The sequence below is a fragment of the Sinobacterium norvegicum genome (assembly GCF_923077115.1).
GTDB lineage: Bacteria > Pseudomonadota > Gammaproteobacteria > Pseudomonadales > Sinobacteriaceae > Sinobacterium > Sinobacterium norvegicum.
In genome coordinates this window covers 283239-296812 of record NZ_CAKLPX010000002.1, presented here as the reverse complement: position 1 = coordinate 296812, position 13574 = coordinate 283239, and the positions used below count along the sequence as shown (strand labels likewise).

Annotated in this window: 16 protein-coding genes; 7 read left to right on the top strand and 9 right to left on the bottom strand. The window is 51.1% G+C overall.

The window, feature by feature from the left end; genetic code table 11:
* Positions 1 to 26 precede the first annotated feature (26 nt).
* Positions 27 to 656: a prolyl hydroxylase family protein gene (locus L9P87_RS10360; protein WP_237444667.1), complete on the top strand. Its 630-nt coding sequence runs from the start codon at positions 27 to 29 to the stop codon at positions 654 to 656.
* A gap of 84 nt (positions 657 to 740) precedes the next feature.
* Here L9P87_RS10360 and L9P87_RS10355 read toward each other — a convergent pair whose 3' ends face one another.
* Positions 741 to 1208, bottom strand: a complete 468-nt coding sequence (locus L9P87_RS10355) for a MaoC family dehydratase (RefSeq protein WP_237444666.1) — start codon at positions 1206 to 1208, stop codon at positions 741 to 743.
* 340 nt (positions 1209 to 1548) lie between these two features.
* On the opposite strand from L9P87_RS10355, the gene L9P87_RS10350 reads away from it, so the two are divergent.
* The 5 genes from L9P87_RS10350 to L9P87_RS10330 all read left to right on the top strand — a co-directional run bounded on the left by L9P87_RS10350 (position 1549) and on the right by L9P87_RS10330 (position 6326).
* A complete protein-coding gene (locus L9P87_RS10350; RefSeq protein WP_237444665.1) occupies positions 1549 to 2724 on the top strand; it encodes a steroid 3-ketoacyl-CoA thiolase in 1176 nt (391 codons plus the stop codon).
* Between the two features lie 123 nt (positions 2725 to 2847).
* Entirely contained in the window at positions 2848 to 3765 is a 918-nt protein-coding gene (locus L9P87_RS10345) for an SDR family NAD(P)-dependent oxidoreductase (protein WP_237444664.1), read from the top strand.
* Between the two features lie 737 nt (positions 3766 to 4502).
* Positions 4503 to 5012 carry a hypothetical protein gene (locus L9P87_RS10340; RefSeq protein ID WP_237444663.1) on the top strand — a complete coding sequence of 170 codons (510 nt, stop codon included), beginning with the start codon at positions 4503 to 4505 and terminating at the stop codon, positions 5010 to 5012.
* Positions 5013 to 5128: 116 nt separating this feature from the next.
* Positions 5129 to 5536 (top strand): hypothetical protein, encoded by a 408-nt coding sequence (locus L9P87_RS10335; RefSeq protein ID WP_237444662.1) that lies wholly within the window; start codon positions 5129 to 5131, stop codon positions 5534 to 5536.
* 367 nt (positions 5537 to 5903) lie between these two features.
* Positions 5904 to 6326, top strand: a complete 423-nt coding sequence (locus L9P87_RS10330; protein WP_237444661.1) for a GFA family protein — start codon at positions 5904 to 5906, stop codon at positions 6324 to 6326.
* Here L9P87_RS10330 and L9P87_RS10325 read toward each other — a convergent pair.
* Positions 6323 to 6511 carry a hypothetical protein gene (locus L9P87_RS10325; protein ID WP_237444660.1) on the bottom strand — a complete coding sequence of 63 codons (189 nt, stop codon included), beginning with the start codon at positions 6509 to 6511 and terminating at the stop codon, positions 6323 to 6325. The two genes, L9P87_RS10330 and L9P87_RS10325, sit on opposite strands and share 4 nt — an antisense overlap.
* Positions 6512 to 6810: 299 nt before the next feature.
* On the opposite strand from L9P87_RS10325, the gene L9P87_RS10320 reads away from it, so the two are divergent.
* Positions 6811 to 7026 (top strand): hypothetical protein, encoded by a 216-nt coding sequence (locus L9P87_RS10320; RefSeq protein WP_237444659.1) that lies wholly within the window; start codon positions 6811 to 6813, stop codon positions 7024 to 7026.
* Between the two features lie 12 nt (positions 7027 to 7038).
* Here L9P87_RS10320 and L9P87_RS10315 read toward each other — a convergent pair whose 3' ends face one another.
* From L9P87_RS10315 to L9P87_RS10285, 7 genes are all read right to left on the bottom strand, one after another.
* The gene (locus L9P87_RS10315) at positions 7039 to 7386 is read right to left on the bottom strand and encodes a hypothetical protein (RefSeq protein WP_237444658.1); all 348 of its coding nucleotides are present in this window, start codon (positions 7384 to 7386) and stop codon (positions 7039 to 7041) included.
* Positions 7387 to 7475: 89 nt separating this feature from the next.
* On the bottom strand, positions 7476 to 8183 hold the full coding sequence (locus L9P87_RS10310; RefSeq protein ID WP_237444657.1) for a DUF3299 domain-containing protein: 708 nt from the start codon (positions 8181 to 8183) through the stop codon (positions 7476 to 7478).
* A 76-nt stretch (positions 8184 to 8259) separates the two neighbouring features.
* Entirely contained in the window at positions 8260 to 9759 is a 1500-nt protein-coding gene (locus tag L9P87_RS10305; RefSeq protein ID WP_237444656.1) for a metal-dependent hydrolase family protein, read from the bottom strand.
* 207 nt (positions 9760 to 9966) lie between these two features.
* Positions 9967 to 11787, bottom strand: coding sequence for a long-chain-acyl-CoA synthetase (locus L9P87_RS10300; RefSeq protein ID WP_290368505.1), 1821 nt, complete (start codon positions 11785 to 11787; stop codon positions 9967 to 9969).
* A 214-nt stretch (positions 11788 to 12001) separates the two neighbouring features.
* On the bottom strand, positions 12002 to 12388 hold the full coding sequence (locus L9P87_RS10295; RefSeq protein WP_237444654.1) for a desulfoferrodoxin family protein: 387 nt from the start codon (positions 12386 to 12388) through the stop codon (positions 12002 to 12004).
* A gap of 165 nt (positions 12389 to 12553) precedes the next feature.
* On the bottom strand, positions 12554 to 13021 hold the full coding sequence (locus L9P87_RS10290) for a MaoC/PaaZ C-terminal domain-containing protein (RefSeq protein WP_237444653.1): 468 nt from the start codon (positions 13019 to 13021) through the stop codon (positions 12554 to 12556).
* A 32-nt stretch (positions 13022 to 13053) separates the two neighbouring features.
* Positions 13054 to 13551: a nitroreductase family deazaflavin-dependent oxidoreductase gene (locus tag L9P87_RS10285; RefSeq protein WP_237444652.1), complete on the bottom strand. Its 498-nt coding sequence runs from the start codon at positions 13549 to 13551 to the stop codon at positions 13054 to 13056.
* Between the last annotated feature and the right edge of the window lie 23 nt (positions 13552 to 13574).

Genomic DNA, 13574 nt, shown 5'->3' with positions numbered 1-13574 from the left:
CTCTTTACGGCTCTTAGGCTTTTTCGATGAAAAATAAAAAAAACAAACGCAGCAATATCGTTAATTCAGAATTAGAAAAGCAACGCCTTACCGCCATTGGCAAACACCATGTGCTGTCCTTCAAGCGCATCTTCAGCGACGAAGAAATACAACAACTGCGCGACCTACTCGACAGCGAATATCAGCAGGCTCAAATAGGCCAAATCACCACTGGCAAGGAACTCAACAGTGAGATTCGTCGCTCCAAGGTACGCTTTGTCCCCGAGCAGGAATACAAATGGGTTTACGACAGATTATGGAGCGCCGCCAAGGAACTCAATAAACTGTATAAATTCAACCTCACCGGCATTAAGGAAACCATACAGCTGGCGCGCTACGACGAGGACGAGCAAGGATTTTATTGCTGGCACAAGGACACCTCTGTTGCCTGGATGAGCCGCAAAATCAGCATCTCGGTACCCCTGAGTAGCACGCTGGAGTTTGAAGGTGGCGACTTGCAGTTTATGCTGGGTAACGGTGGCGAGCCGATGACGGTCAACCAAATCAAAGGCCATGCTGTTTGCTTTCCCAGCTACGAGCAGCATCGCGTCACCCCGGTCACTAAGGGCCGCCGCTACAGTTTGGTCGCCTGGATCGGCGGTCCCGATTGGGCCTAAGCCAGCCTAGAAAAAGTAAAAAAAAAGGCGCCGAACTCATTTCAGCAATGAGCTAGGCGCCTTTTTTATACTGTAAAAACAGTATTACATGTACATAAACATTAACTCGTAGATCACCGCAGGGCGGTCTTGACCGACGACATTAACGTGCTGTTCCATGGTGACAATAGTCTGGCCTTTGGGGGTCTGAATTACTTCTTTGACACGGCTACGGGCGTGAATCTTGTTGTTGACCATCACAGTACCAGTGAAACGCAGCTTGTTTGAGCCGTAGTTCAACATGTTGTTAAAACCAACCACTTCGTGGGTTTGCGCCACAGTCAGCTTGGGCAACAATACCAGTGTTAGAAAGCCATGGGCGATGGTGCAGCCGAAGGGGCTCTGCCCTTTACAACGATCGGGGTCGGTATGTAGCCAGTAATCATCGCCGGTTAGCTCGGCAAATTGATCGATCATGCCCTGGGTAATTTCAAGTTCTTGGCTCCACTCGCCAAACTCTTCCGATACGATTTCCTGTAGCGTGTCGATATCGTTATATTGATATTGTTTCATTATCTCTCTCCAAATACGGCCGCTGAAACACAGCCTCTACTCAATCATCCCAAGGCTATAACCTTAAAGTTGGAGCCATTCTAGCCAAATTGAAACGGCTTCTCCAACCCATTATGGTGAGGTTTTTGTCATTAACCGCGTCGCTGTTTTTACTCAACACAGCGTTTCCAAAGCTCTGCCTTACGCCTCAGCTCAATCGTGCTGGGGGTGAGCGGATTTCACCCGTTAACATGAACAGATTGAACATTGTTCTTATCGCGCTTTACGGTATCCTCTAGCCCCATTACAGTAGCGCCTATCTACTGAACCACGATAAAAATTTAATCTGAGGAACTCAGCCATGGCAGAAGCAGTCATTGTCGAAGCACTACGTACCCCTATCTCTCGGGGCAAGCCTATTGTTGGTGAGCTAAGCGGCATGCACCCCGCCGCCCTCCTAGCCACCGCCTATCAGGGCGTATTGGAGAGTGCTGGCGTGGCACTGGAAGACGTTGGCCAGGTTTACGCCGGCTGCGTTACCCAGGCCGGTGAACAGTCCAATAACCTGGCCCGTAACGCCTGGTTATCGATCGGTAAAAACTGGACCACCGCCTGTTCGACTGTCGACACTCAGTGTGGCTCAGCACAGACCTCTACCCACATCATCGACGCGCTGATCAAAGCCGGCCAGATCGATATCGGTATCGGCTCGGGTGTTGAGGCGATGAGCCGTGTTGGCCTCGGCGCCAACGCTTATAATGGCCCCGGTTTCTTCCAGACCGCCGACTGGCCTTGGGATAGTATTCCCGATCAGTTCGAGATGATTGAACGTATTGTAAAAAACCGCGGCCTCACCCGCGCCGACGTCGATGCCTTCGCCTGTGAATCACAGCGTCGCGCCAAGGTCGCCTGGCAAGAGGGCCGTTTCGACAGCCAAATCATTCCAGTAACCGCGCCTGTACTGGGTGAAGACGGTCAGCCAAACGGCGAGACCCGCATTGTTACCCGCGATCAAGGCCTGCGTGATACCACCATCGAATCACTCAGCGGTTTACGCGCGATTAAAGAAGGCGGTGTACACACCGCCGGTAACGCCTCACAAATCTCCGACGGCGCCGCCGCCGTGTTGATGATGAGCGCAGAAGAAGCCAAGGCTCGCGGCCTTAAGCCACGCGCCCGTATCATCTCTGGCGTTGTTGCCGGTGCCGACCCCAAGTATCTGTTAGACGGCCCCGTCAACGCCACCGAGCAGTTGTTCAAGAAGAGCGGCATGAACATGGGCGATATCGACTTGTTCGAAATCAACGAAGCCTTCGCCGCTGTTGTTCTATCATGGGCACAGGTTTACAACGCCGACATGAGCAAGGTGAACGTCAACGGCGGTGCCATCGCACTGGGCCACCCCGTTGGTTCAACCGGCGCCCGTTTGATCACCACCGCGCTGCACGAGCTGGAGCGCCAGGATAAGAGCACTGCTCTGATCTCCATGTGTTGTGGTTCTTCGATCGGTACCGGTACCATCATCGAGCGTATCTAATCATGATCCCATGGTGTACCGGATGACCGGTCCACCTATGATCGAGCGCATCTAAGCTCCAAACGATTCACAGGCTGTGCCGCTTGCGGCGCGGCAGCGACAACTTTATGTAAGGGTTTGAATATGACTACCAAGAATATTGAAGGCAAAGTTGCCATCGTCACCGGCGCAGGCCGTGGTTTAGGTCGCGAAGAAGCGATGCAGCTGGCCCGTCAAGGCGCTCGCGTTATCATCAGCGACATCGATTTACCCGATGCCAAAGAAGCGGCCTACCAAACCGTTGAAGACATCAAAGCCTTCGGCGGCGAAGCCACCGTGGTACTGGGCGATTGCGCCGACAGCAAAGACGCTGAAAACTTGATGGCCAAGACCATCGAGACTTACGGCGACATGAACATCATGGTTAACAACGCCGGTTTCTGCCGTGACAAGACCATCTTCTCGATGAGCGATGACGAGTTCGACTCGGTGGTTCGTGTTCACCTACGCGGCCACTTCGTTAACATCCGCAACGCCACCGCCTACTGGCGTGGCAAGGCCAAGGCCGACGGTGGTGTTTACGGTCGTCTGATCAGCACCTCTTCTGAGGCTATGCTATTCGGTTCTGCCGGCCAGCCTAACTATGCCGCTGCTAAAGCCGGTATCACTGCGATGACCATGGGCGCCGCTCAGTTAATGGCCAAGTACGGCATCTGCTGTAACGTCATCATGCCACGTGGCCGTACCGCGATGACCGATCAGGGCATTACCGCCGAGATCTTCAAAAAGCCAGAAGACGGTTTCGACGTTTTCGACCCCGCCAACGTTGCACCACTGGTCGGCTACCTCGCCTCGCCTGAGTCGCAGATGGTCATGGGTGAAGTCTTTGTTGTTTGGGGGACTCGCGTCAACATCGTTCAGCGCCCAAGCCTGGACGTGTTCTACGACAACCCAGAAGGCCAGCAGAAGTGGACCGTCGAAGGCTTGCACAACAGCCTAGGCGATTACTTCACCGCCGACCACACCCCGGTTCTTGACGGTTTCTCTGTACCACCGCAGTAATGCAACACAGATAGACTGTTAGTGGTGGCTGCTCGGCTACCCCCTTAACGTCGAGCAGTGACTGATTGAAGGCCGCACTGGTAACAGCGCGGCCTTTTTTGTGGGCGGGTGTTTGGGGGCGGGGTTGGCACTTCGCACGCCGCTCCGTCAGTCACACCCCGCCATCATGATCGGGCTGCGCTATTCAGCAGCTTTGCAAAACCCTCCACCCCGGCAGCTAGGCCATCACTCCGAACGCCACTCCGTCAGTCACACCCCGCTCCTGTCGCTGCGCTTTTTGAAGTCGCGGGGAATGACTGACTGCGCGGCCGGGGTAAGGCGGCATATCGTATGATTTGGCGGTTTCGTCGGATCGAGAAACACTGTATATAATTACAGTAAAGAAGAGTAATATTGCCCCTCTTTTCCGCATAACGCCGAGAATACTATAAGTTATTTCAGAATACCTTGTAATTACAGTGAGATAAGGGCATAAACGAATGTATAAAAATGGCAGATTATACCGACTGCAGCGGAGGGTATTAATAATAGTTGATTCCGCTCATTTTTGGTCGAATAAGTTGCTTCGCTAATAAACAATAAATATTAACTACTTACTGGCGTGATTCGGCAATACTGAAAAGGGTGATAGGCGGAACGTTCCGCTTTATGGGGGAATGAGGGTGTTATACCGACGCTTCCTAGGTTTTTCGTTATTACCGACTAGTCAGTAGAATAAGCGTTAAAAGGTAATATGAATGAAATCTAGTCACTATTTAGCTATTGCTGTTAAGTTGTTTGCAATAGTGTTATTTATATTTTCATTACGGCAGTCAACGTCATTAGTTGAAGTTTTTTTAAGCGACTCTATCAATGGAATGCCAGTATCAACTCTATTTATTGCTGGAACAGTATTAATACCACTTATTGTTTCGTTGTTGCTGTGGTTTTTTCCATTAAGTGTTTCTAAATCAATTCTAAAACCAGAAATTGACCTACCAATAGAACCCATTAATTCAACAACAATTCTCACAGTTTTTGTTCTTGCTATAGGGTTATATGTATTCTATTACGCATTTGTTGATTTGGTATATTGGGCAGTGTTATGGAATATGGAATCGCACAGTCAATACTCAATGGCGCCTCTATCTTTAACCGAGGATAATAAAGCCAATATGGTAGCTACAGCGCTTGAGCTAGTGATCTCGATAGGACTAATTTTAAAAGCAAAAACTCTAGCATCAAACATGCTAAAGTTTGCCAAATAATGTCTTTTAACAAGGCAAAGCATAGGATGCCCAATGCTCCGCACTTCGTGCTCCACATTGGTCACCCATGTTCGCGGCGTTATGCACCTTCTCACTTTCTGGTAGGAGTCTAAATCATGAAATATTTGGTAAGCCTATTTATTGTAATCACCTCTCTGATTTTATCCGCTTGCGGCACTACCGATGGAGCACTCAGAGAACAAGGCAAAAGTGAATCATATATTCTTGGCTTCCATGATGGCAGACATAGCGGCATGAAAGAAGAAGGGAATCATTATGAGCATTATATTAAGGATGAAGTTAGATTTGGAAATGATGCTGAGTATAAAAAAGGATGGTTAGCTGGAGAAAGAGAAGGTAAAACTTTGCAGGATCAAGCTTCCTCAATTGGCAATGCAGCGGCAGGAGCCTACTCTAGTTCACAAATTTATAAAGAATCCAAAAAGGCTACTGATATTGATAAAGCCGCACAAGACGGCATCAAAGGTGCAGATACTACTGGATTGGACAAGCTGGGGAAGTAGCGGCTTAATAATGCATAACAAGTGTGGCAATGCGACCGCTAAAAGCGTTGCTTCGCAACAACGCGGCAGATATTTAGGGTCAGAGTAAAAACTAACCCCACTATCTTATAAGCCTCCAATAGCGTTGCCTAACGGCTGGGGATATCAGCTCAGCAGGAATGCTGACGCTGAGCGGCGTCATCTGCGCGGGTGTCGGCAGACACTCCCGCGCCCTCATTCCCATCACCGAAGCAAGCCGACCCGCTCTATTATCACCACTACGCAGCAAACCAACCAGACTAAGCCCTGTATTTTACCGACAAGAAATATTACGATGAGCCCTGCCTCTTAAGGCTTTGATAAAATAATAAAAACTGGGGTAATCATAATGTCGTCACAGATTGAAAAGGGCCGCTGCTTGTGTGGCCAGGTGCACTACCAAATAAACCCCGCTGCCGTTCTGTCGGTGCATCACTGCCATTGCCGTGATTGCCAGCGTGCCTCGGGCAGTGGTTTTGCTACTATTGCCCTGCTGACAAGTCATGACTTTATCCTTACCGGCGGCACACCCAAACAATATCAGAGCCCCGGCACCAGCGGTGCGACGATCACGCGCAGCTTCTGTGGCGACTGCGGTTCACCGCTGTACAGCCAATCTTCGCTGCTGGATGGACTGGTGCTGATAAAGGCTGGCAGCCTGGATGACTCAGATTGGCTGACCCTGACCTCCAGCTTTTGGGGCAGCAGTGCTCGCTCCTGGGCGCCGACGGATGATACCTGTATGGTCTATGCCGCCAATCCGGAGCATTAACCGTTATCCTTGCGTAGCTTAAGCAACCATGAAGATGCATTCTTTTCGGCATCATAAAAGACCGCCATGGTAAAAAAGAACATCAGTAAAAGTATGGCGTGGGCTGCTAGGCTGATGCCGAAGTAGATGATGCTGCCTAGATAAATAGAAAAAGCAAAACTCCACATGCCGGCCAATATCGTCATCACGTAAAATCTACTGACTGGGTCAGGTATATGCCTGAGTGGGTTTTTCTTTGAATCGAAGATATATTTATAATAATCATATAGTTTAAGCGTTAAAACTTTCATAAAAATACTCCCTTATTAAGTCAACCTCGCTGTTCTATACGGTTAAAAATCGCCACTGGATCTCAACAGCGTCGATCTGCGATAAACCACGACTGCATCACAGTGCACGCGCCGCTATTCGCAATCGACTATAGGCCGCGTTAACATAGCCTAAAAGTAACCTCAGGCCACTGAGACGATTTTAGGTTATCCCCATGACAAGTAAGACGTTAACAGCAGCCTTGCTGCTGCTATTGGTAGGCGGCTGCGCCGAGTTTAAACAGGCAGGACATGATATCGGCCATGGCACCCGCGATGCCGCCAGAGAGATTGGTCACGCCAGCCGCGATGCCGCCAAGGCCGTCAGCAAGGGCACTGCCAGGGTCTGGGATGATGTGATGGACGACGAGCCGCAGACGGCGGCTAAGTAAACGGCTAACTGACTAGTATTTCCCCGGCTCAACATAGCCCGAGTTCTGGTTGCGGATAACCTCTTCGCCCTCGGTACTCCAGCGCACCCGATCGTCACGCTGTTCGCGGGCGTAATTGGTTTCAGCATTAGCCAGACAGTATGCCTTGGCCTCGCGCTCGCCACGAAAACGCTCCGTCATCGCCACCTCGTAAAAATCCAACCACTGCTTATCATCGGAGACCACCGAGGCGTTATAACTGACACAGAGAGCGGCGTTCGACATCTGGCCGATTTCCTGCTTTTTAGCCTCGATGGCAGCCAACTCGGTGTTGGTAGTACAGCCTGACAATAAAACGGCCAGCACGAAAATAGACCTCATGGGTCACCTCTCAACAAAAATAAGCCGATCATACGATATCGCCAGTGGAATTTCACCTCGGTGACACTACCTATCCCGAGGGAGCAGAGTCAGTCGAGCCGTGTTATCACCAGTTGCTGCGAGGCTGCCGGTTGCAACCGATAACTACTTTCTATCAGCTGCTTATGACCGTCGGGCATCGTCACCTGCTGACGATAAAACTGTGCCTGCAAGACGCCGCTGACGCTATATCGACGCTGGAAGTCTATCGCAGAGGCTCCCTGCTCCAGTTCGATCATCACCACCTGGTTTGGCTGCGGCACCGAGTGGTCGTGGCCGATACTGGCCAGGGGGTTGACCGGCAGCAAAAACAATCGTGTCACCCCCTGCTGCTCTGAGGAATATTTCAGCGGCACAATATAACCGCTCAACTGCACAGGCTCACCCAGGTGTTGTTGGGATGGCTGGATAGCCTTGGCCATTCGATATTCGATAATAGGCTGGCGCTGACGAAGTATCGCCTCCACATCGACACCCTGTTGCGCCAGTGCCGCCGCCAGCCCCTGCAGCTCAGCCTCGCGTTCGGCAAGACTGTGATGGTCAGACTCTGCAGCACGGGTTATCTGTATATCATTTTTGAGGCCGGCGTAATAACCCAGATCATCCAACTGTGACTGACTCAGTCGCTCAAAGGGGTCGTCAACCGGAGCCAGTGTGGGTAGCAACTGCGACCAATTGAGCGGCTTCAATTCCGCCGCCTGCAGCGGCGTAACCAACAAACAAAAAACCATAAAACAACGATAGATAGACACGTTCATTACTACTCTCGCAAATCATTAGGCGAAAAAAAGGCCGGCTTAACCGGCCCCTTTACAACAGCGCAAGCTGGCAAGGCTAATTGAGCAAGTCCTTGTAGATAACCCCTTCCTTCATAACCACTTCGATAGTGTCGATCGGTGTGGTCAGAGGGTTGGGCTGGCTATACCACTCGGTATAACCGCCGTTTAATACGCCAATATCCTTCAGCGGGTTACCGTCGATCAGCAACAAGTCGGCTGTGGCGCCAACCTCAACCACCCCCAGCTTCGCTGGCGCGGGGTTACGCGGCCCAGACATTGCCAACATTTCACCGGCGATAGAAGTCAGCTGCTTGAGGACTTCATAGTTGCCGTCATAGTTTTTCTTACCACCAGAGAACATCTGTGTACGCCACCAAATTTCGAAGCGACGCGCCTTGTGAGCATCTTCCATGGTGCCCACCCAGTCCGACATAAAGACGATCGGTACACCGGAATCAAGCATGGTACGGCCGGTGTCCTTATACTGCTCGATCAAGCCCGCGACCATCGGCAGCTTAGCCTTGGGCATATTGGGGTTGTTCAGCAGTTCAGGCGACAAGCCCCACATCTGTGGCACCACATAGCCGCCTTCACGGCCGATACGCGCATAGGTTTCCTCGGTGGCAAAGAAAGCGTGTTCAAAAGTCTTCACACCGCAGTCGAGGCCACGATTCATCGCCCGATCGGTGAAGATATGGGCGCCGACATAGGTACCCCAATCGGCGGCGGCCTGCACTATGGCGCAGGTTTCTTCCTTTGAATACTGGGTGGTGTCAATCGGGTCATACTTCGATGAGCCACCACCACCGGCCATGATTTTAATCTGAGTAGCGCCGTGTCGCAGGTTGATACGGGTCGCCTTTAAGACCTCAGGTACGCCATCGGCAACAGCACCAAAGCCTAATTTTTCCCACACCCCGACATCAGAACCGCCGCGAGGCGACCAACCTAAATCAAACCGGCCGCGAAAATCACCGTGACCTGAGGTTTGCGAAATAAACGTACCCGAGGGATAAACCCGCGGTCCAGGAATAACCCCCTTATTGATTTGACGCGCCAGGGCGAAGGCCGGACCACCCATGTCGCGGACCGAGGTAAAGCCATCCATCAGAAAGTGCTCGGCCACCAGCACCGAACGAATACCCAGGTCGTAAGGATCTTCGTTGGGGATAATATCGGAATAGTTATTGCTGATCATCAGATGAACATGGCCATCAATCATACCCGGCATCAGCGTCTTGCCGTTACCGTCGATAACCTGAGCATCAACAGGGGCCGCTATCGGTGAAGTAGAAATTTTGACGATAAGGCCGTTTTGTACCAACACATTACTGCCGTTATACAGCTTGTTATCGACACCGTTAAAGATATTCACATTATTAAACAGGGTGCCGCCATTGGCTTCTACCACTGGCGCGTCGGCTGGCGTCGCCGCCTTAGCGGTGGTGTTTGCATTGTCGGCACTACAGGCCGTCGACAACAGCGAGGCTGACATGGTCACTGCAACCGCCAACTGACGCAGGCTGGTTTTAAATATCGAATTTGATCGTTTCATCAATAGCGTCCCTTATAATCCTTTATAGTTTTAATACGTTAGCGCGTTACGCTGCTGCATACAACTATAGTCGGTTCTGTCGAGGTCAGCCCAACAGGCTGTCCGCAACGCGATGTGTATCACGTGATGCGGACAAGGATAAAGAATCGACAAAGGCGTTCTTGCCATTTGATGACACCGAAAATCACAGTGTAACTTGGCGTTTTCTTATGCCTCGAACACTGCTATCTGCAGCTGTTCCAACACCGCAGTGGTTAATGGCTGGTAGGTGGCACTGTGATCATCGCGCACAAATAGTGGCTCGTCGATCGACTCGGCGCTGTAGCCCTGCCTTTGTAAATCGACCTTACGTAGTTTAAAGGTGGCTGTCATATCGGCCTGCTGGCTGAGCCTGACAAACAGGGGCGCGGCATAACGCGGCAGGCGTTGTTCGGTTAACTGATAGAAACGCCGTGGTTCAAAGTCAACACCCGGCTGCATCACCACCGCCGCCATACCGGCCCGCCCTTCTTGCCCGGGAACCCTTACACCGTAGATGTTCAGCATTTCTAAGCCGCTAAAATCAGCCAGCGCCTGCGACACCTCCTGGGTTGAAACGTTCTCGCTTTTCCAGCGATAGGTGTCGCCAATACGGTCAATAAAATAGTAATAACCATCGGCATCACGACGCAATAAATCACCGCTGGACCACCAGCTGTCACCCTCGGAAAAAACGCCACGCAGGATTTTCTTGTTGGTTGCCTCGGCACTGGTATAGCCCTCAAAACGGCCGGCACCGACATTGGGGATATCGAGAATCATGCCAATCATCTCACCGGTCTCACCGGGCTGACAGGGAATCATAAAACCGTTGCTGTCACGACAGTAATCATCTGCCTCGACATCGTACTTCACCAGCTGCGCATTGGTTTTATCGGCAAAGGGCAGACGACCACAGGAGCCAATTTTATTATCGACATTAATCAGCGAGGTATTGGCCTCGGTGGCACTCCAGCCCTCATAAATATGCTCGATGCCAAAGCGCTCGGTAAAAGCCTGCCACATGTCGGCGCCGAGCCCGGCCCCCATCATCTTTCGCAGGTTGTGATGTTTGTCATCCTCACTCGGCGCTTGGTTGATCAGATAACGACAGATCTCACCGATATACTGGCAGACCGTAACATTGTACTTTCTTACCTCTGGCCAGAACTGACTAACACTGAAACGACGACGCACCACAATCGACGAACCACTGGCCAGCGCTGTTGAGGTCAGAGACATGCCGGCAGCGCCGTGGTACAGCGGCAACACACAGTAGAAAACATCGTTGCTATCGTATTCCAGCATATCCCGCATACCATCACCGACACCCAGCCATTTCATATGGCTGACCTTGGCCGCCTTCGGCAAACCGGTGGTGCCGGAGGTAAAAACATAAAAAACACTGGTCTCACCCACGATCGACTGGCGCAGCAAGGCCGGTAGATTATCACGGCAGGCGCTGTCGGCAAGCGCTAAAAAGTCTGTCAATTCGTGGTCTTTCGCCAGCGTCTGCACAGGCTTTGCCGCTATGCGGTGGAGACTGAGCTGCCCTGGTTGCAGCTCAACACTGGATAACGCTGCCAGACATTCATCACCGATAAACAGTGCTTTTGCATCCGTGGCCTCAAAGGCATGGGCTAACGCCTTGCCTGTGACATTGGTGTTCAGCAATGCGGCGGTAACACCTAGCTTGGCCAAGCCCAGCCAGACCAAAAAGAACTCAATTCGGTTATCCATCATCACTGCGGCAACATCGCCGGCGATCAAACCACACTGCTGTGCCGCATTCGCCAGCTGGTTAACCCGAGCATTGACCTCAGCATATGTGAGGCAAACATTACCCTCGATAAGAAAGGGTCTATCGGCAAAGGTGACGGCCTGCTGCTCTAATCGATCGGCCACGGTATAGCGTTGCAATGGCGTATGCGCCATGGTCGCCGCCGATAGTTTATTGAGTTTTTGCTGCGTCTGCTCGCGAGTCACCGTGGTCATTATTATTCCCTCGATCGAATTATTATTGTGCTGATATTTTTTGTCGCAAATAGGTCAATAAAACTTGGCACCTAACACTAACCAAAAGTGGCCAACAGGTTAAGTGAAAGATTAACAAGGTCGAGAGGATGTTATCTAAAGGGATTAGATAGCAGTCAATTAATCAAAGAAGAGAGGGGGGGGAGAGAAAAGGGCGCTACGATCAGGGCTGATCGTAGCGAAAGTAGACTTAAGCTACTTTAACGGCAACAGCGTCGCTTTCCCATAGGCCGTGCTTGGTGCAGAAAGCGTGAGCAACAAACTCAGCATCTTTATCAAGAACAACGTTGAAAGTAACAGTGGTGTTACCCTTCTTGTCTTGACCACCAAGACTACCCGCAAAGAAAGTAGCTTCAGCAAGCTTAGAATCTTTGTTGTATAGGCTAACAGTTGAGATGTAGTGGTCGGTGTCGTCTGGGTGTGCGTATTCTTCACCCACCTTAACGGTGACAGCGAAAGTCTCGCCAGCAGTGGCAGTTGATTCGCAGTGTACGAAGGCTGAGTGACGGTCGATATAGTCTTTTTTAGCTTCGCGTTCTACTTCGTTGATATCAACGTAACGATTGATCTTAGGCATCGCTCTTTATCCTTACTAAAACAGGTAAATAGTTATATGATTTTTCTCGAGCACGAATATTAACAATTTATAGCGCCGTGCTCAATCGTCACATATCCCGCCAAAGAGTAGGGTTATAGCGATTCGATGGCTAACTAATAATCGTTATCAATTAGCCCGCACATTCTAAGCCGGCCCAACTTCTACCAGGGTAGAAACACTGTAGCTGAGAACAACTTCATCCCGTTGATTTTTCAGATTAACCACATAGCGAACAATACCGGTATCCGGTTTTGACTGGGACAGCCGTTTTTCGGCGGCAAAGGTTTCAACGTATAATTGGTCATCGGGAAAGGCGGGGACTTTAAAACGTAACTCGTCCCAACCGAGGCCGGCAACACTGGCCGGGCGAGGCCGACGCTCATTGGTGAGCTTAACGCTGATGGCAATCAAATGCGGTCCGGCAGCAAAGACACGTCCTATCCGCGACTGTTTCGCCGCCTCGACATCGATGTGATAGGGCTCGGGGTTCCACTCACTGGCGTAACTGATAATATCGTCTTCGGTCAGGGTGAAGTCACGGGTACGGTGTACCCGGTCGAGTGCAATCGCGTGGAAATATTCAATCTGTTCGGCGCTGTTTTCAGCTGTCATGGTACCGCCTCTATACGGGTAATCGACTGTGGTTATACTCTTGGGGTGAATATTACAATGGGGATTTCTCGCACCCCGTCGGTACGCGCGCGATACTCCTGGTAACCCGGGTACAGCGCATCCAACTGCGGCCAAAGCGCTGCTCGCTCCTGCTCATTTGCATCGCGGGCTGTCATCTGACGCTGATCACGACCAACCTGTACCACCGCCTCCGGCGTGGCCTGCAGGTTGCGATACCACAGCGGCATCGAGCTCATGCCACCCTGGGAGGCCACCATCACCACCTCATCACCCTGGGCCAGATACAACAGCGGCGTCTTCCTGGCAGCACCAGATTTTCGTCCGGTTGTGGTTAAAATAGCGCATTCTACACCGAGGAAACGACTCCATAGTCTGCCACCGGTTAACTCGTACACAAAAGTCTGCCACTTGCCGATACGCTTAATAAACCACTTACCAAAACGCTCTTGCCCGGCGCTCCACGGTTTTATCGATTCGTTCGTCTGATCACTATTCGGTGCTTTGGTCATTTTTATTCCTATTATTATTCATG